The sequence below is a fragment of the Bradyrhizobium septentrionale genome, assembly GCF_011516645.4.
GTDB lineage: Bacteria > Pseudomonadota > Alphaproteobacteria > Rhizobiales > Xanthobacteraceae > Bradyrhizobium > Bradyrhizobium septentrionale.
In genome coordinates, this window is record NZ_CP088285.1 from 4,754,938 (window position 1) to 4,771,097 (window position 16,160).

13 protein-coding genes and 2 pseudogenes are annotated in these 16,160 nt (G+C 58.6%); 8 read left to right on the forward strand and 7 right to left on the reverse strand.

The features are described 5' to 3' along the window. Window positions 1-34: 34 nt before the first annotated feature. Window positions 35-772, reverse strand: coding sequence for an OmpW/AlkL family protein (locus HAP48_RS24480; protein ID WP_225024805.1), 738 nt, complete (start codon window positions 770-772; stop codon window positions 35-37). 218 nt (window positions 773-990) lie between these two features. Further along, on the reverse strand, window positions 991-1,839 hold the full coding sequence (locus HAP48_RS50840; RefSeq protein WP_420869889.1) for an ArsC/Spx/MgsR family protein: 849 nt from the start codon (window positions 1,837-1,839) through the stop codon (window positions 991-993). Between the two features lie 636 nt (window positions 1,840-2,475). On the opposite strand from HAP48_RS50840, the gene nifH reads away from it, so the two are divergent. The 7 genes from nifH (at window position 2,476) to HAP48_RS24515 (ending at window position 8,690) form a co-directional block, all read left to right on the forward strand. Then, complete coding sequence (gene nifH, locus HAP48_RS24490) at window positions 2,476-3,360, forward strand: nitrogenase iron protein (RefSeq protein ID WP_029084287.1); 885 nt, start codon at window positions 2,476-2,478, stop codon at window positions 3,358-3,360. Between the two features lie 144 nt (window positions 3,361-3,504). Next, window positions 3,505-4,221 carry a nitrogen fixation protein NifQ gene (locus tag HAP48_RS24495; protein WP_176540698.1) on the forward strand — a complete coding sequence of 239 codons (717 nt, stop codon included), beginning with the start codon at window positions 3,505-3,507 and terminating at the stop codon, window positions 4,219-4,221. Between the two features lie 376 nt (window positions 4,222-4,597). Further along, window positions 4,598-4,939, forward strand: a complete 342-nt coding sequence (nifW, locus tag HAP48_RS24500) for a nitrogenase stabilizing/protective protein NifW (RefSeq protein WP_029084289.1) — start codon at window positions 4,598-4,600, stop codon at window positions 4,937-4,939. Between the two features lie 309 nt (window positions 4,940-5,248). Continuing rightward, complete coding sequence (locus HAP48_RS50115) at window positions 5,249-5,374, forward strand: hypothetical protein (RefSeq protein WP_256375202.1); 126 nt, start codon at window positions 5,249-5,251, stop codon at window positions 5,372-5,374. Window positions 5,375-5,925: 551 nt separating this feature from the next. Further along, a complete protein-coding gene (locus HAP48_RS24505; RefSeq protein ID WP_029084291.1) occupies window positions 5,926-7,035 on the forward strand; it encodes an electron transfer flavoprotein subunit alpha/FixB family protein in 1,110 nt (369 codons plus the stop codon). 11 nt (window positions 7,036-7,046) lie between these two features. Then, window positions 7,047-8,354, forward strand: coding sequence for an FAD-dependent oxidoreductase (locus HAP48_RS24510; RefSeq protein ID WP_029084292.1), 1,308 nt, complete (start codon window positions 7,047-7,049; stop codon window positions 8,352-8,354). A gap of 39 nt (window positions 8,355-8,393) precedes the next feature. Further along, window positions 8,394-8,690 carry a ferredoxin family protein gene (locus HAP48_RS24515; RefSeq protein WP_029084293.1) on the forward strand — a complete coding sequence of 99 codons (297 nt, stop codon included), beginning with the start codon at window positions 8,394-8,396 and terminating at the stop codon, window positions 8,688-8,690. Window positions 8,691-8,935: 245 nt separating this feature from the next. Here HAP48_RS24515 and HAP48_RS24520 read toward each other — a convergent pair. The 5 genes and pseudogenes from HAP48_RS24520 to HAP48_RS24540 all read right to left on the reverse strand — a co-directional run bounded on the left by HAP48_RS24520 (window position 8,936) and on the right by HAP48_RS24540 (window position 12,840). Then, window positions 8,936-9,436 (reverse strand): annotated as a pseudogene (locus tag HAP48_RS24520) (carboxymuconolactone decarboxylase family protein). Between the two features lie 6 nt (window positions 9,437-9,442). After that, the gene (locus tag HAP48_RS24525; protein ID WP_029084294.1) at window positions 9,443-9,997 is read right to left on the reverse strand and encodes a peroxiredoxin; all 555 of its coding nucleotides are present in this window, start codon (window positions 9,995-9,997) and stop codon (window positions 9,443-9,445) included. Between the two features lie 490 nt (window positions 9,998-10,487). Beyond that, window positions 10,488-11,152: pseudogene (locus HAP48_RS50845) on the reverse strand (DUF2478 domain-containing protein). Then, window positions 11,136-12,332, reverse strand: coding sequence for a molybdenum ABC transporter ATP-binding protein (modC, locus tag HAP48_RS24535; RefSeq protein ID WP_084518682.1), 1,197 nt, complete (start codon window positions 12,330-12,332; stop codon window positions 11,136-11,138). The pseudogene HAP48_RS50845 and the gene modC overlap by 17 nt, the downstream one beginning before the upstream one ends. Before the next feature lie 358 nt (window positions 12,333-12,690). Further along, window positions 12,691-12,840 carry a hypothetical protein gene (locus tag HAP48_RS24540; RefSeq protein WP_166209436.1) on the reverse strand — a complete coding sequence of 50 codons (150 nt, stop codon included), beginning with the start codon at window positions 12,838-12,840 and terminating at the stop codon, window positions 12,691-12,693. 972 nt (window positions 12,841-13,812) lie between these two features. Between HAP48_RS24540 and HAP48_RS24545 the strand changes: the two genes are divergently transcribed. Beyond that, entirely contained in the window at window positions 13,813-16,146 is a 2,334-nt protein-coding gene (locus HAP48_RS24545; protein ID WP_029084296.1) for a S9 family peptidase, read from the forward strand. The last annotated feature ends 14 nt before the right edge of the window (window positions 16,147-16,160 follow it).

The window sequence follows — 16,160 nt, forward strand, 5'->3', positions numbered from 1 at the left end:
CAAGCCGATCTCTTCCCTGGAGCTTGTGCTATCGTCAGAACTTGTACGTGATTCCGCCGCTGACGAGCCATGGGTCGATATTGGCGCGGCCAGTGACGGCTATCGCATTGTTTACGGTCGCCGAGTAATCCGGCCGCAGCCACAACTTCTTCACGTCGAAGTTGAGGCCCCAGTGACGGTCAAGCATGTAATCGAAGCCGAATTGGACCGCGGCGCCAAACTGGTTGCTGATGCGCAAATCCGCCACCGCAAGCCCCGCGAGCGGCGTATTGGCTGCTGATTGGTTGAAGAATGCGGTGTAGTTGATGCCCGCGCCGATATAGGGCTTGAGCGGCCCGAAATCGGTGAAGTGATATTGCAGCGTCAGTGTCGGAGGCAATAGCCAGGCCTTTCCAACATCGAGCCCGTTGAGCGTGCCGCTACCGCTGATGTGATGGCTGGCCACGCCGAGAATGAGTTCGGCGGCAATGTTTGTTGTGAAGAAATAGGTGATGTCGAGCTCCGGTATCACTCGATCGCTGATCGACAGGCCGGAACTTGGTGACGACAGCGGCGGGGCTCCCGCGACGTTGACCGAGCTGGCTGCGCTGTCCGGCAAGACGCTGAGCACGCGCAGGCGGATCATCCACGGATTGAAGGGGGCGATCGGGGGCGATTTGTAATAGACCGGTGCCGGCGCCAGATCTGCAGCCTGTACCGAGATGCTGACGGAACTGAACGAGGCCGCGAGCGTGAGCAGCGATGCCGTCGTCAGAAGGGTTCTTGCTTTCATCAAGTTCTCCATTCCAAGTCCGCGCGAAGAGTCGCGCGAGAACCTCTGTCACACATTGCGGATGGAGAAGGATTTGATGCCGATCAAAATGGCTACGGCCGTAGCGCAATTAAGCAGCCAAGTTGCATAAGCACCACGGCCGGGAAGCGTCGTGGCGCCTGTTCATCGATATTCGACTCAATATTCTGTCTGAGCCGAACTCTACTAGGAACTGGTTATCATCTTATCGATCTGATCCAAGCCAGATGAGTCATGGGGCGATGGAGGCGGTCTAGCTGCAGCGGCCTCTTACACACCGTGAGCGCGAAAGGGTTGTGTTCACACGGAGCGCAACATGGGCTCCGCTGTGTTACAGACGAGCCACTCACACTTGCTTGTCGGCGAAAAGCGTGTCGGCGGTCCCTGAAGGATTCGGAAGGCGACAACGTCGCTCTTCGCGTCAGTTTCCGCACGATAGCATTCATCATCTCATTACATCTGGAGACAGCCTGGGGCTTTTCCTTCGTGCGACATCTCTCGAGATCATCTTGCGTCTTCTGGCCAAGCATCGACAATACGGGCTCGTCATCGAATCCGGCGTATCTTGCACCGTCGGCGTTGATCAGCGGGCGTCGGATCAGGAGCGGATCGCGCAGCATCAACGCGAGCGCGCTCGCCGCGTCGATTTCGTCGGGATTGATATCGCCCGACTTGATACGAGGCGCGGCTCGGTTGAACCAGGATGCGATCGGCTTATTGCCGAAGAAGAGGCGTAAATCCTCGGCAGTCCATCGCTCCTTCAAGATGTTCTTGGCTATCACGTCATGGCCAGCGGCCTTCAGCGCCTGCATTTGATACGCATTGGTGTCGCAGCCGGGTTTTTGATAAAAGATAATTGTCGCCGTGGCCTGCTCCTTATGTAGGTACGGCGCGCTGAACGATCGGGCCGGCGACCGCCGCGTTCCAGAGTGCATTCGACCTTTTTTGAGAACCATCCCCAAGGTCAGCGGCTTTACCACCTGCCGCGGCTCATGCCGCCGACCGACTTGGCCTCCTCGGGCGTTTGCAAACGACCAAGATCCGGACATTTTGAAATTGAGCCGCTAACTCATCGATGAGCTCCTTTCGGTCTCGGAAAGAAGGCACCGAGCAGGAGTGCATTTGGCGTCAACCCATGGGTGACGCTTGAAAGGCGTCTTGGGCGGTAAGCTCGTGCGCCCCGATCTGGTTCATGCTGCATTGAATTGCAGGTCGCGCGGCAGATCGAACACCACCGGCGAAACACTACCTGCAAGGTTTCGCCGCCGACATCCTCACTCTCCTCCGATCGTCGACAAGGGGCTTGCAAGAAGAGTAGCAAGGTCCGTTCCACACATGATGCATCGGACAAGCGCGCCAGACCGGCTTTTCCGGTTGATTGGTTCTGGCCACTTGTTGGTTTCCTTACAGCTGCGCAGATCCTGTCAGGTCCAAAACAGCCAGGATCACGCATCGGCTCGCTGGCGGTTTTCAAAACGTAATCAGAAGCTTAATGTGCGCGGACAGGCGTTGGCATGGTGGTTGCTAATGAGCGGTAGCAACACTGAGTGAGGGCTGAGTGCACGCCGACGCTTAAGACGAGCGATGCGCTCCTTCCCTTGAACCCGTGTGCCCCGTTTCTGAACGAGAACAAGCTGGCGCGTACGAAGCGCGGAACTTTGGCAAATCGGTTGATGGAGAGCAATATGTCTTCACTGAGACAAATCGCGTTCTACGGAAAGGGTGGTATCGGCAAGTCGACCACTTCACAGAACACGCTGGCGGCGCTGGCCGAGATGGGTCAGAAAATCTTGATCGTAGGGTGCGACCCTAAGGCGGATTCGACCCGCCTGATCCTGCATGCCAAGGCGCAGGACACGATTTTGAGCCTTGCAGCGAGCGCCGGCAGCGTGGAGGACCTCGAGCTCGAGGACGTGATGAAGGTCGGCTACAAGGACATCCGCTGCGTGGAGTCCGGCGGTCCTGAGCCAGGGGTCGGCTGCGCCGGCCGCGGCGTCATCACCTCGATCAACTTCCTGGAGGAGAACGGCGCCTATGAGAACATTGACTACGTCTCTTACGACGTGCTCGGGGACGTCGTTTGCGGAGGCTTTGCGATGCCAATCCGCGAGAACAAGGCCCAGGAGATCTACATCGTCATGTCCGGGGAAATGATGGCGATGTATGCCGCAAACAACATCTCCAAGGGCATCCTGAAATACGCCAATTCCGGCGGCGTGCGGCTGGGCGGCCTGATCTGCAACGAGCGGCAAACCGATAAGGAGCTGGAACTGGCGGAGGCTCTGGCCAAGAAGCTAGGCACTCAGCTGATCTACTTCGTGCCGCGCGACAATGTGGTGCAGCATGCCGAGTTACGCCGCATGACGGTGCTGGAGTATGCGCCCGAGTCGCAGCAGGCCGATCATTATCGCAATCTCGCGAAAAAGGTTCACAACAATGGCGGCAAGGGCATCATTCCGACCCCGATCTCCATGGACGAGCTCGAGGACATGCTGATGGAGCATGGTATTATGAAGCCTGTCGACGAATCCATCGTCGGCAAGACCGCCGCCGAGCTCGCGGCCTCGTAAAGGTCGCGAGTCGCGGCCTTGTGAAGGCGCGCGACGGATGCCGGTCTCCTCACCTCCCCATCCGGGAGACCGGCATTCTGACGAACGACCGTGACCAAGATCAGGATGGGGCAGAGCAAACCAGATCGTGGAATCCATCGATTCATGTCCGAAGCGCACTTTCTTCCTTTTGTGGCTGCTTGTGCCGTTGATGCGAGCAGCCGGATGCACAGAGGAATTGCAACCTACCGTCTGCTCACCGGTGTGCCTCCTGAAGATGCCGACATTGCCACTGACAGTAATTTCGATTGCCATGTCCTGGCGTCTATTCTGGCGGTTGCCTCGATGGATGGTGGCCCTCTTCCCGAGAAGGCGGGCCTGTCCGGCCACGAGCTAGCGGCCTTGCTGGAGCAGCACTTTCCCTCGGTAGGGGTCAAGCTCGTGGAGCGGCTCCTGTCGGTCGAGTGCGATGAGAACGACGAGATCGCAATGGTGCGCGATCTTTTGCTCAAGCAGCGCTCGACGGAAGGACATATCGGTCGCTGGCTGGCCGCGATGATCGCGCGCCGCGCCATTGAGCCGGACCACCTGTGGGAAGGCTTGGGATTACGCAATCGTGCCGAACTCTCTCGGCTGCTCAGCCGCCACTTCGCGCCGCTCGCCGCGCGCAATATCAACAATATGCGCTGGAAGCGCTTTATCTACCGTACGCTGTGCGAGGATGAAGGCCTCGTAATGTGCACGACGCCCGTCTGTACGCAATGTAACGACTTCAGCCTCTGCTTCGGCGAGGAAAGCGGCGAGAGCCGGTTGGCCGAGCGCCGGCGCGACTTTCTGTTGCAGGCGGCTCGCCCGGTTGTCCGCGGCGACTGGCCCATCTGAGTTGCCACAGGAATCTTCGAACGCCTCGTCCGGATTTGGCGGTTCGGAGAGGGGGGGGCTGGCTAGCGCCACTACAACGCGAGCCCATCATGTATCCAAGGCGATGCCGCGCCCAAGCGCTCCGCGACAGGTCCTGTATCCCGGCGCTCTGCAGTCGCGTTCGAATTGAGCATGGCAACAAGCAAGGTGAGGCGTCTTTTCATCGGTGCTGAGTCGTCACCGGCGAGCCCGTGGGCCGCGGTATTGTGGACGCAGCTTTCCAGGGCCAGGCTTTGGCCGTGGAGAGCAGCCGTGCGAGCTAAGGCCTGCAGCAGGATCGTAGGTGCTGCCACACCTCGCCGAACGTCGACGAACTAAGCCAAGGGAGATTTTTGCAATGAGCAACTCATGCTCGCCAGCCGGGATCCTGGATCGGCTCAGCAAGGCCTCGTCGGCGGAAGAGTTCTTTTCGCTGCTAGGCGTCGATTACGAGCCGAAAATCGTCAATGTTGCGCGCCTTCATATCCTAAAGCGCATGGGACAATATTTTGCCAAGGAGCAGTTCGCCGGTGCCGCAGAGCCGGAGATCAGAGCTCGGTGCAAAGCGTTGCTGGAGCACGCCTATGCCGATTTCGTGGCATCGTCACCGATCGAGCAGCGAGTGTTCAAGGTCTTAAAGGAAGCCGTCGCAGACCCTAACAAGTCGGTGGCGTTTGTCCCGTTGAGTGCGCTGAAGTGATTTCGTGCTCCACTGCGGTGTGGTTTGTCCCACCTGGCCGGGTGACGGTGTCTTGTACAGCCTTCGTCTTCATTCAAATCAACCCCTCTGCAGCCTGACGCGAGCCGCGCTGTCGTATTCCCGACCCATGTCTGAGCTGCTGCTCGTGCCCGCGGTGTCAGGGGCCATTTTAAGTGTCTTCCAAGACGTTGCCTTCGCGCGAAACTCCATGGTTCTTGCGACTGGTACGACACTTGCTGTTGTTCTGCCGATCCCGTCTTCGATGCCGACAGATGGTGGCCGTCCGAGATGAGATTTGAAGGAGGACCTATGACGTCGCTTCTACTATCCGCCGAGCGCTGCGGCATGATCTTATGGCTCACCCCAATGCCGTTCGAAATAGCCTTTGACGCGACCGAAGCCGGCATGGACCGCGAGATGGTGGTCAATGGGTAAGTCACCCGTCCACGCTACGCCCGGAGCGGGTATGCACATGGTCGTCCGCATCGCGCAGGCCTCCGATCATGCGCAGATCCGCATCCGCTCCATGGCCGATGGCAAGATGCGTCAAGAAACGGGGCCAACGTCGGCTCTTATGAGTTGTCGGCGCCGGAGGCAGGGCAGGGATTGCGTGACAGGAGCGGTGGCCAGATCCCTCTGGCCGTCAGAGTCAACGCGGAGCGCGGGGCCGAAAGCGAGACGCCGGTATTGCGCGATCACCGGACTGACTGACCCAAGGTTGGCAGCGGCCGGTCAGATTGACCGCGGCGGCCTGGCCGCCGCGGTGGCGCTCGTCGAAGGGAGCGCGCAAGGAACCAAGGTCGAGCATCTCTGCGAAGTCTCGCCCGTCCGCTACGTCTACCGCGGCGGCGCGTCTCGCCGCGATGGTGGGGCGCGCCGAACGGACGAGCGGCCGGCCAGGCACTGACCAAAAGTGATCTTCCGTTGAGCGAAGTAGAAAGCAATCCTGTGGTGCGTGCGCGCGTTATTTTGAGAGGATCTAGAGCATGAGCAATGTCATAAAAACGAGCACGCTGGCGGCTGGCGGCCGAGCGGCAGCGAAAAAGGAACTGCCGGAGCACTTTAAAGCATATAGGCATGTCTGGGTCTTCGTCGAGCAGGAGCGCGGCCAGGTGCATCCGGTATCCTGGGAGCTGATGGGTGCGGGGCGCAGGCTCGCCGACAGGCTGAAGGTGAATCTAGCTGCGGTCGTTATCGGCCCGGAGGGACAGCCCACGCGTAACGCCGCGCTTGAATCCTTTTGCTATGGCGCAGATCTGGCTTATCTCGTGAGTGACAATGTCCTGTCAGATTATCGCAACGAGTCCTATACCAAAGCGCTAACCGAACTCGTCAACACCTACAAGCCGGAGATTCTGCTATTGGGTGCGACGACACTCGGTCGCGATCTCGCAGGTTCCGTGGCGACGACCTTGTCGACAGGGCTCACTGCCGACTGTACCGCGCTCGACGTCGACACCGATGGTTCGCTTGCAGCGACGCGTCCGACCTTTGGCGGCTCGCTGCTCTGCACGATCTATACCTTGAATTATCGTCCGCAGATGGCAACCGTTCGCCCGCGCGTCATGCCGATGCCAGAGCGTGTGGTACGCGATGCCGCTCGTATCATTATCCACCCACTTGGCCTCGTTGAAGACGATATCGTCACGAAAGTGCTCTCCTTCATCCCCGATCGCGATTCGGAAACGTCCAATTTGGCCTACGCCGATGTCGTGGTTGCCGGCGGCTTGGGGCTGGGGTCGCCTGACAATTTTCGGCTGGTGCGCGAGCTCGCAACTCTGCTTGGCGCCGAGTATGGCTGCTCGCGTCCTCTGGTGCAAAAAGGATGGGTTACGTCTGACCGGCAGATCGGCCAAACCGGCAAGACCATCCGGCCAAAGCTCTATATTGCTGCCGGAATTTCCGGCGCGATCCAGCACAGGGTCGGTGTGGAGGGGGCGGATCTGATCGTCGCCATCAATACCGACAAGAACGCGCCGATCTTCGACTTCGCCCATGTCGCGATCGTCAGTGACGCCCTGCATCTGCTACCGGCGCTGACAGCTGCGTTTCGGGCGCGGCTTTTGCCGAATTCCCGTGCTCGGATCGCAGTCTAGAGGAGACAATGATGATTGAGGAGAGGTTCGATGCGATCGTGGTCGGAGCGGGTATGGCAGGCAATGCGGCGGCCTTGACCATGGCCAAGCGCGGCCTGAAGGTGCTGCAGCTCGAGCGGGGCGAGTACCCCGGATCGAAGAATGTGCAGGGCGCGATCCTCTATGCGGATATGATGGAGAGGCTGATCCCCGAGTTTCGTGAGGAAGCGCCGCTCGAACGTCATCTGGTCGAACAGCGGTTCTGGCTACTGGACGATCGCTCCCACGTCGGCATGCACTACCGCTCGGATGACTTCAACGAGGAGCGGCCGAACCGCTACACGATCATACGCGCGCCGTTTGACAAGTGGTTTTCGTCGAAGGTGCGGGAGGCCGGGGCGACCGTGTTGTGCGAGACGACAGTCACCGAGCTCGTGCGAGACGACCGTGAGAGGGTTGTGGGAGTTCGTACAGATCGCGGCGGCGGCGAAATACATGCCGACGTTGTCGTGCTGGCCGAGGGTGTCAATGGACTGCTCGGGACGCGCGCTGGCCTGCGCGCGCGGCCGACACCCAATAACGTCGCGCTCGCGGTGAAGGAAATGCACTTTTTGCCTCGCGAAACCATCGAGGCACGTTTCAATCTTAAGGGCGATGAGGGCGTCGTGATCGAGGCGGCCGGAACCATTTCTCGCGGCATGACCGGAATGGGTTTCGTCTATGCCAACAAGGAATGCATTTCGGTCGGCATCGGCTGTCTCGTCGCCGATTTCCAGCGCACCGGCCAGACACCCTACGGCATGCTCGATCATTTCAAGCAGCATCCGTCCGTGGCACCGCTGATCGCAGGTTCTGAAATCAAGGAGTATGCGGCGCATCTCATTCCCGAAGGCGGCTACAAGGCAATCCCGCAGCTCTACGGTGATGGGTGGGTAGTGGTGGGGGACGCGGCGCAGCTCAACAACGCCATCCATCGTGAGGGTTCCAATCTTGCGATGACCTCAGGCCGCATCGCGGCGGAAGCAATCGCCGAGATGAAGTCGCGCCGCGAGCCCATGACGGCGAAAAATCTGTCGCTCTACAGGAAGATGCTAGCCGATTCCTTCGTGATCAAGGATCTCAAGAAGTACAAGGACTTGCCCATGCTGATGCACACCCATTCGCAAAACTTCTTTCTTACCTATCCGCAGCTCATCTCCAAGGCGATGCAGAACTTTGTGCGCGTCGATGGGACGCCGAAGCTTGAGAAGGAGAAGGCGACCCTGAAATCCTTTGTCAAGGCGCGGTCATGGAGGGGCCTGATCGGCGATGCGTCTCGCTTTGCTCGCGCCTGGCGCTGACCGCCAATAGTGTGAGGTTCAGCAATGGAAGGTCAAAGCATGAATGTCGAGCCCTCGGTGCGCGTCGAAGACAAGCTGTATTACAACCGATATCTTGTCGACATCGGTCACCCCCACGTCAAGGTACGCGCGCACACAACGCCGTCGGCGGAACTGCTTGCGCTCTTGAAAGTCTGCCCCGCACGATGCTACGAACTCAACGACAATGGACAGGTTGAGGTAACCGTCGATGGTTGCATCGAGTGCGGCACCTGCCGCGTGATCGCCGAGCCCACCGGCGACATCCAATGGAGCCATCCGCGCGGCGGGTATGGGGTGTTGTTCAAGTTTGGCTGAGAGTGAACGAACACAGCAGTATGATCGCCATGTAAAGGAGGATCTCGCCGCCACAGTTGCGCATTCCGCCTCTCTGCACGGGTTCAAGTTCGAACGAGGCGCGCACCTCGAGAGGACACCCCACAAGACAGACATTGCATCGGGATATCACGATCACTCGGGATGCGCGTAGGAATGGTTGTGGCGCCACTGAACTGCGCCACAAAGGTGTCGAACCGGTCGAAAGGGAGGAATCAGCCGGTCGCCTAAGGGGGAGTAGACCCTGCGGCCTCGATAGCAACTGCCACTGACTGCACGATCGCGGCAAAGCGCACGGCGGTCTGATGGCTTCGGAACTTACGCCAGCGGCCCGCAGCGTCTTCTCGTGGGCGTCAATACAGGCACCGCAGCCGTTTATAGCCGAGACCGCCAACGACCGCTCCGGGATTGCCGATCACGTTCATGCGCAGCCGTGGTTGCATGGTGTTGGAGACAAGGTGAACGAAGCGGTAGTAAGCGTTGTTCATTGCTATCACAGAAGCGGCGGATTTCGCGGCGGCGATTGCCTCAGGCGTCATCACGGCGGCCGCAGCCGATTCCATCGCGGCAACAAGGGCCGCATTGCGGGTGGCAATCGCGGTCGCGAGCATCAGGCCATATTGTCGCTGCGGCGAGAGCGTCTCATCGGCCACCAAGGACGTCAGATTGAGCCTGACGTCCTTGGCACAATCGGGAATCTTCTCGTGCAATTGCTCGATCGACGACATGGGGCCTCATGCAACCTTCAGGGTTTCGCCGCCGACTTCGCGGTTGCAGGGACAGAGCTCGTCGGTTTGCAGCGCGTCCAGAACGCGGAGTGTGTCCTTTGGGCTGCGCCCGACATTGAGATTAGTCGCATAGACGTGTTGGATTGTGTTGTCGGGGTCAACGATAAAGGTGTAGCGATAGGCGACACCCTCGGGTGAACGCACGCCAAGGCCATCGACCAGGGCCCCCTTCGTGTCGGCAAACTGCCAGATCGGTAGGTTGTGAAGGTCGACATGTGAGCGTCGCCAGGCGAGCTTGCAGAACTCGTTGTCGGTTGAACCGCCCAGTACGATCGCATCGCGGTCGGCGAATTCCTTGGACAGCCGGCCAAACTCGGCGATTTCGGTTGGGCAGACGAACGTAAAGTCCTTGGGATAAAAGAAGATGATCTTCCACTTTTCTGGAAAGCTTGTTTCTGTCAGCGTCTCGAACGCACTCTGTCCTTCTTCTTCTTGCACTTGAAAGCCGGGCTTCACGCCTGTGACTTCGAACGGCGGCAACTGATTTCCAATTCCGAGCATGCTGTCCTCACGAGTTTGTTTTATAATGATCGTGCCTCACCGGTGAAGCAAGCTATATGCCATCCGTTCTCAAGACCCGATTGCTGAAACGACGCCAACTAGTGACGTGGCTGCGTGCATTTGATCCACGTTTCGATTGAATCTCACTCTCGCTTTCAATCATGCTTTGCGGATGCGCGATGTTCGCGTCGCTTGGAGTATCGGTTAGGGCCATGCTATGTGGCGATTGGGTTGCCGCGGTTCTGAAGATCCGCAGCCAGTGCACGGTCCGGGTTCGACGACTGCAGCAAAGACGGCAATCGGACCTGAACTTCGACGATCCGTCTTCGATCGACAGGCACTGCAAAACCGACTGAGGGGGTGATGCTAGCGTCGACCGGGTAAAGCACGCGCGCAGCTTGTCGAAGTGCGGCTTCTTGCCGATCAGGGTCCGCAATCAGCACGTTCACAGAGCATCACGGTGGCTCACAATGTAGGGCGGACGCCGGAGCTAAGCTTGCTTTCGTTGTCGGCGAAGCAGCCCGACGGGTGATTTCGGGGTCAACATATCCGAACTACACACATACGTCATCAAGCTGTCCGGTATCATAGCGCCCAAATGGCCGCAGCCGCGACTAACCGCCCGGGCGGCGCGCTGGCGGGATGGAGATATCGCGCCACCATTCCTCGACACTAGTAGCAACCTACCAATGTCCCCAGCGAAAGTTCGCCAATCAGCAAGACATGTTCTTGGAACGGCCGTCAAGAGTGGCACACCGCGGGTGATGGCCTCTGTGAATTCGGCGCGCAGGCCGTGGCCAACGGCTTCTTGTCTGGCAAATTTGCTGATCACCAGGAGATCGACCTTGTCGCAAAGCGCCCGGGAAACGACAGCTTCGGCTTCGGCAAGTCCAGTCGTATTTAGATTACAGGACGTAGCTCCGCTGCCGAGTGACTGGTAAATCGAGATCTCTTGCCCCGTCGCAACGTCCACTGCAAGCATAGGTGCGTACCGTTTGTGGCCCAGAAGCGACGCTGGACGATGCGGCTGACGCGTACGGCTTGCCGCGCAAGATCCTGAACGAAATCGGCGAGCAACCTGTCGACGTCGTCTTTCGGCCGGTAGAAAATCGCAGCCACAGCATTCGGATCGATTTCTTCAAGGTTGCCGATCATGGCCGTGGTCCGATTTCTGTTTGTTTCTCGCGTCGACACTTACCTGTCGAACTTCTCCTGCCGGTGTGGAAGGCGTTATGAGCAACCGCTCGGGGAGCGCGGCCGGCAAGGCTCGCGCGACCTCGGCGAATACGTCCGTTCCATTGCTAAGCCCTAGTTCATCAAAGGAGCGGCGTGTGATGCGGGCCAAAAGTGGCACGCCCGAACGGCCAGTTTCGAGAGCCAGAACCAACGTGACCTCAGCTTCGTCGAACGGCAGAGAGGCCTTGATGCGTGCCGGAAAGATATTGAGCATGGAACTTGCGCGCGGGGCCTCGCGCGCGATGCTGACGTCGCTGGCTGCGATGCGCAGCCGGAGCTGCGCGCCTGGTCTTAAGGGCGGTCCAGGTATCAACAGACGCGCACCTTTGAGGCGGAGGATGATCAGCCCATAGCGCCCGTCATAGCCGCCGACTACGGTGTCGATGCAGACCGCCGCTTCGCCGCGCCCGGCAAGCGCTGGATTGCTCTGCATGGCATGCAGGGGACCGACCGCAGTCACAACGCCATTTTTCATCATGACGAGATGATCAGCAAAGCGCTCGATGTCAGCCATGTCATGGCTGATATAGATCATCGGCAACGTGAGCTGTTCACGTATGCGCTCGAGAAATGGCATAATCTCGCGCTTGGCGGGGCGGTCGAGCAAAATGAGCGGGTCATCCAGCAAAAGTAGCCGGGGTTGGGCCAACAGCGCGCTGCCAAGGGCAAGCCGCTGTCGCTCGGCGCCCGAAAGGTGTGATGGCGAACTGTCAAGCAGTGACGCCAAGTCGAGCAATTCGACAACACCATCAAAGTCGATCAGTGCTGGCTTGGATTGTTTCGCGTTATACAAAAGGGTACGCTTGACGGATAAATGGGAAAAAAGGACCGGTCGGTGGAATACATACGTGACGGGACGCAGATGGGGCGGCCGAAACGTGGTCTCGTCCTGCCAAATCTCGCCATCGATCGCGCAGAATCCGCTCGGTAGACGCTGAAAGCCGGCGATGCAGCGCGCGAGCGTGGTCTTGCCGCACCCAGGGGGACCGAAAACGGCCGTGACACCTTTGGCTGGTACGCTGAATTGTGCATCTAGGGGGACTCTTGCGAGAGAGCCGTTGAAGGCGACTTCGATACGGCCAGGTTTTGCGTCTCTCACTTGCCTGCACCTCTGCTGTAGCGATCAATCACGGTCACGGGCGGAATGGCCGCAAGGGAGATGATCACCATGCCGCCGACAATCCAGTCTGTTTGGTTCCAGCGCGGCGTCTCCGCCCCCGGGGAGGCCACAAGGTGCGGCCGCTGGATTGCAGATTGACGGTGTTACGACAGCCGGCATCTTATGCGTCTCCGCGCCATCGAACATCGCGGCAATCGAACGCTCCCGCGCGCGCTTGCCGATGACACAGGTAAGGTGGGGTTCCAGTGTCGCGCAATTCGTAGCCGGGTTGGCCGGACGGAGATTATCCAATCGTTGAAATGGCACGGCTTGCGTCGTTTCGCTGTGGAGGCGTGGGCTATCGCGCCAGTTCAATACTGCCTCGCGGCTGGCAATCCAATGGCACCACAGCGTTGATAGCCGAAATAAAATGTGCGCCAGCGCCGATATTGATGGCTTCCGCTTTTTGCGGCGCAAGCAGCATCAAACTCAGATCGACCAGGATCAATCGGATAAGCCTCATTGGGACTCCGAGGGTGGTTCGCCGCGAGGAGCTTTCGACGCGGCAGCCCCTTGCTCCTCACCCAGCAATCCGCGTGCCGTTCAAAAATAGGGTGCGCGGCCTGCTCGGCTCATCGTGAACTCGCATCGGTCGGAGCACAGTGTGTGGAATGGCCGCATTGTATCGTTGGGTTTCAGACGTTCGCGTCGCCAACCGGCCATGCAGGATAGACGAAATCAAAAGCTGTAGATGCTGCGGGCTTTGCGTCGAGAAATGGGTTGGTGACCGCACGGTCGTGACGATCGCTCTTGATGCAAAAGCTTAGATTATCCAATTCGTCGCCCGATCCGGTTAACGATCTATGATGGATATCCCCGGTTGCCTCCACAGCTGATCGGGTAAGTTCTCATCGGGTTGATCTATCGCGATCCTACGGTCAGCGTAGTCCGCGCTTCCCGAAATCCTGAGGCGACTTGTTTGAGTGATTCGGCAACGGGCGCGACAAATACCTCCCATTCGCAATGGCATTCCGGACATTGGTCGCTACAGCTGGCCGACGCTGCATGCGTTTTGTGCTCCTCAGACTGGCGCCTTGTTTCAACAATGACCGATCTTGTCGTGTGACGATATCGTAATCAAAAGAACGCGGAGGTGCACTACTCGTTGGCATAGAGTCTGCACGCGATAAGCGGCGTGGAGGGAACACTGTAATGTCGGTGCTGCAGCAATCACAGGCGGATCGCGTGTTCGCGCGGCGATATGCGATGTGGTGGATTGTTTGAGGCGCTTGCAGCTCTGGCGAGCCGCCAATGTCCATCAGAACGCCGAACGGTTCTGTTCTTACCAGAGGCTAAGTGCAGGCGTCACTAAAGAATCAAGGGCACGACGAAGGAAACAGCTGTGTCCACCGGAAATGGCATATCAATCGGGAAGTCACTCAGATTGACTTCAGCCTACAATTGGGAGCGGTGAATGAGAATGTACAAAGTTCTTGCCGTAACGGTGGCGCTGTTGGCCCAGCAAGAATGCAAGGCAGCGCAGAGCCTGCCAGAGGACATCGTGAATGCGCCGCTTGCACAATCCGATTACGAGCGGGCGCTCACAACAGAGGACCGCTATGCCCGGCTTACTGTCAATGTCCCTGACGTGCTGTTCTGGCTCGGCGAGGGCGACGCGCTCGTCTACCGCCGGACAACGCGAGGCAAGCAGCAGTTCATTTTCGTTGATGCCGGCAGAGGGGTAAGGCAGCCGGCGTTTGATCAAGCCCGCCTCGCGACGGCACTGAACAGGGCGAGCCACAAGCACTATAGGCCAGAGAATCTTCCTTTCGACCATTTCGAGCTGGCCGACAAGGGTGCCAAGATTACCTTCAATATCGAGCATCTGCGTTGGAGCTGCGATCTTGTCAGCGATGCCTGCACAGGTGCTGCAATGCAACCGGGCGACAGCCAGCGGAGCCCCTATGACGACACGCCACTGGCAGAGAACGATCCTGACAGGACAAGCGCCTCGCCTGACGGAAAATGGCTGGCCTACATTCGAAACTATAACCTCTACCTGCGCAGCCAGGATGGCTTGCAGGACATCCAGTTGACCTGGGACGGGTCCCAGGCCGACTATTATGCTCTCTTCACGCTAAGCTGGTCTCCAGCCTCAACTCACCTGGCTGCCTACCGAGTCCGTCCGGGTCTCCAGCGGGAGGTCCATTACCTCGAATCCTCGCCGGCGGACCAGCTCGAACCCAAGCATTCCACGATGACGTATCCTAAGCCGGGCGATGCCATCACACTACTCCAGCCCGTGCTGTTTGACGTCGCGAGCCGACGCGCGATTGCAATCGATGGCGCCGCATTCCAAAATCCGTACAGTCCTTCGGCGGTCCAGTGGTGGAAAGACGGTCGGGGATTCACCTTCGAGTTTAATCAGCGTGGGCACCAGCTCTATCGTCTGATCGAGGTCGACGCCGCCACAGGTCAAGTGCGCTCGCTGATTGATGAGGTGAGCAAGACATTCGTCGACTACCAGCCATTGGTGATGGACCAGGTGAATACTGGAAAAACGTTCCGCTACGACATCGATGATGGGATGGAGATCATCTGGGCCTCGGAGCGCGATGGTAACGAGCATCTCTATTTATTCAATGGCCGGACAGGCGAGCTCCAAAACCAGATCACCAGAGGTGATTGGGTGGTCCGCGCGGTGTATCATATTGATCCGATCAAGCGTCAGATCTGGTTTGGCGCGAGCGGAATGCACCCCGGCGAAGATCCCTATTTCGTCCATGCCTATCGCATTGACTTTGATGGGAAAGGACTCACGGCGCTCACACCTGAGCCGGCAAATCATCACATCGAATTCTCGCCTAACGGTCGCTACTATGTCGACCTTTGGTCTCGCATTGATGTTCCGCCCCGCATGGTGCTGTACCGCGCCAGTGATAATACCGAATTGATGCAGGTTGAGAGCGCCGAGATTGCCGAGCTCATCGCCGCTGGCTGGCAGCCACCCGTCAGTTTCAACGCCAAGGGGCGCGACGGCGAGACGGACATATGGGGCGTCATTCATCTGCCCGTTGATTTCGATCGAAACAAAAGATACCGCGTGGTGGAGCATATCTATGCAGGTCCGACAGGTTCCTTTGTTCCCAAATCCTTCTCGGCATCGTTTGAGCCGCTCACGCAGCTCGGCTTTATCGTTGTTCAGATCGACGGCATGGGTACGAATCATCGCTCGCGCGCGTTCCATGACATTGCTTGGAAAAATCTGAAAGACGCGGGCCTTCCCGACCGGATCCTATGGCACAAGGCGGCGAGCGCGAAGTATTCTTGGTACGATGTCGCCAACGTCGGCATTTTTGGCGGGTCCGCTGGCGGGCAGAACGCGGCTAGCGCGTTGCTTTTCCATCCCGATTTCTACAAGGTCGCGGTCGCAAACAGTGGCTGCTACGACAACCGGCTGGACAAGATCTGGTGGAACGAACAGTGGATGGGCTGGCCGGTCGGGATCGAATATTCGCAGTCCTCCGCCATCGATAATGCCCACAGGTTAGAGGGCAAGCTGCTGCTCATTGTCGGCGAAATGGACCGCAATGTTGATCCGTCCGCCACCTTCCAGCTTGCGGATCGGCTCATTAAGGCGGGAAAATACTTCGACATGCTTTATGTGCCCGGTGCAGATCATGGAGTTCCCGGCCGTTATGCGCAGCTCAAGCTCTTGGATTTCTTCGTCCGCAACATTCTCGAGCAAACACCGCCGAACTGGAACGCCAGCTCAATCGAGCGGCCGAAGAGCAAATCAGGCCATGATGGCTGAAGACCCATCGCGAG

What these genes read in the sequence shown, in the direction of transcription:
- HAP48_RS24515 (WP_029084293.1), top strand. Translation starts at nt 8,394, where the DNA reads ATGAATGTCGAGCCCTCGGTGCGCGTCGAAGACAAGCTGTATTACAAC.
- nifW (WP_029084289.1), top strand. Translation starts at nt 4,598, where the DNA reads ATGAGCAACTCATGCTCGCCAGCCGGGATCCTGGATCGGCTCAGCAAG.
- HAP48_RS50115 (WP_256375202.1), top strand. Translation starts at nt 5,249, where the DNA reads ATGACGTCGCTTCTACTATCCGCCGAGCGCTGCGGCATGATCTTATGG.
- HAP48_RS24505 (WP_029084291.1), top strand. Translation starts at nt 5,926, where the DNA reads ATGAGCAATGTCATAAAAACGAGCACGCTGGCGGCTGGCGGCCGAGCG.
- HAP48_RS50840 (WP_420869889.1), bottom strand. Translation starts at nt 1,839, where the DNA reads ATGTCCGGATCTTGGTCGTTTGCAAACGCCCGAGGAGGCCAAGTCGGT.
- HAP48_RS24545 (WP_029084296.1), top strand. Translation starts at nt 13,813, where the DNA reads ATGTACAAAGTTCTTGCCGTAACGGTGGCGCTGTTGGCCCAGCAAGAA.
- HAP48_RS24480 (WP_225024805.1), bottom strand. Translation starts at nt 772, where the DNA reads ATGAAAGCAAGAACCCTTCTGACGACGGCATCGCTGCTCACGCTCGCG.
- HAP48_RS24525 (WP_029084294.1), bottom strand. Translation starts at nt 9,997, where the DNA reads ATGCTCGGAATTGGAAATCAGTTGCCGCCGTTCGAAGTCACAGGCGTG.
- HAP48_RS24510 (WP_029084292.1), top strand. Translation starts at nt 7,047, where the DNA reads ATGATTGAGGAGAGGTTCGATGCGATCGTGGTCGGAGCGGGTATGGCA.
- nifH (WP_029084287.1), top strand. Translation starts at nt 2,476, where the DNA reads ATGTCTTCACTGAGACAAATCGCGTTCTACGGAAAGGGTGGTATCGGC.
- HAP48_RS24495 (WP_176540698.1), top strand. Translation starts at nt 3,505, where the DNA reads ATGTCCGAAGCGCACTTTCTTCCTTTTGTGGCTGCTTGTGCCGTTGAT.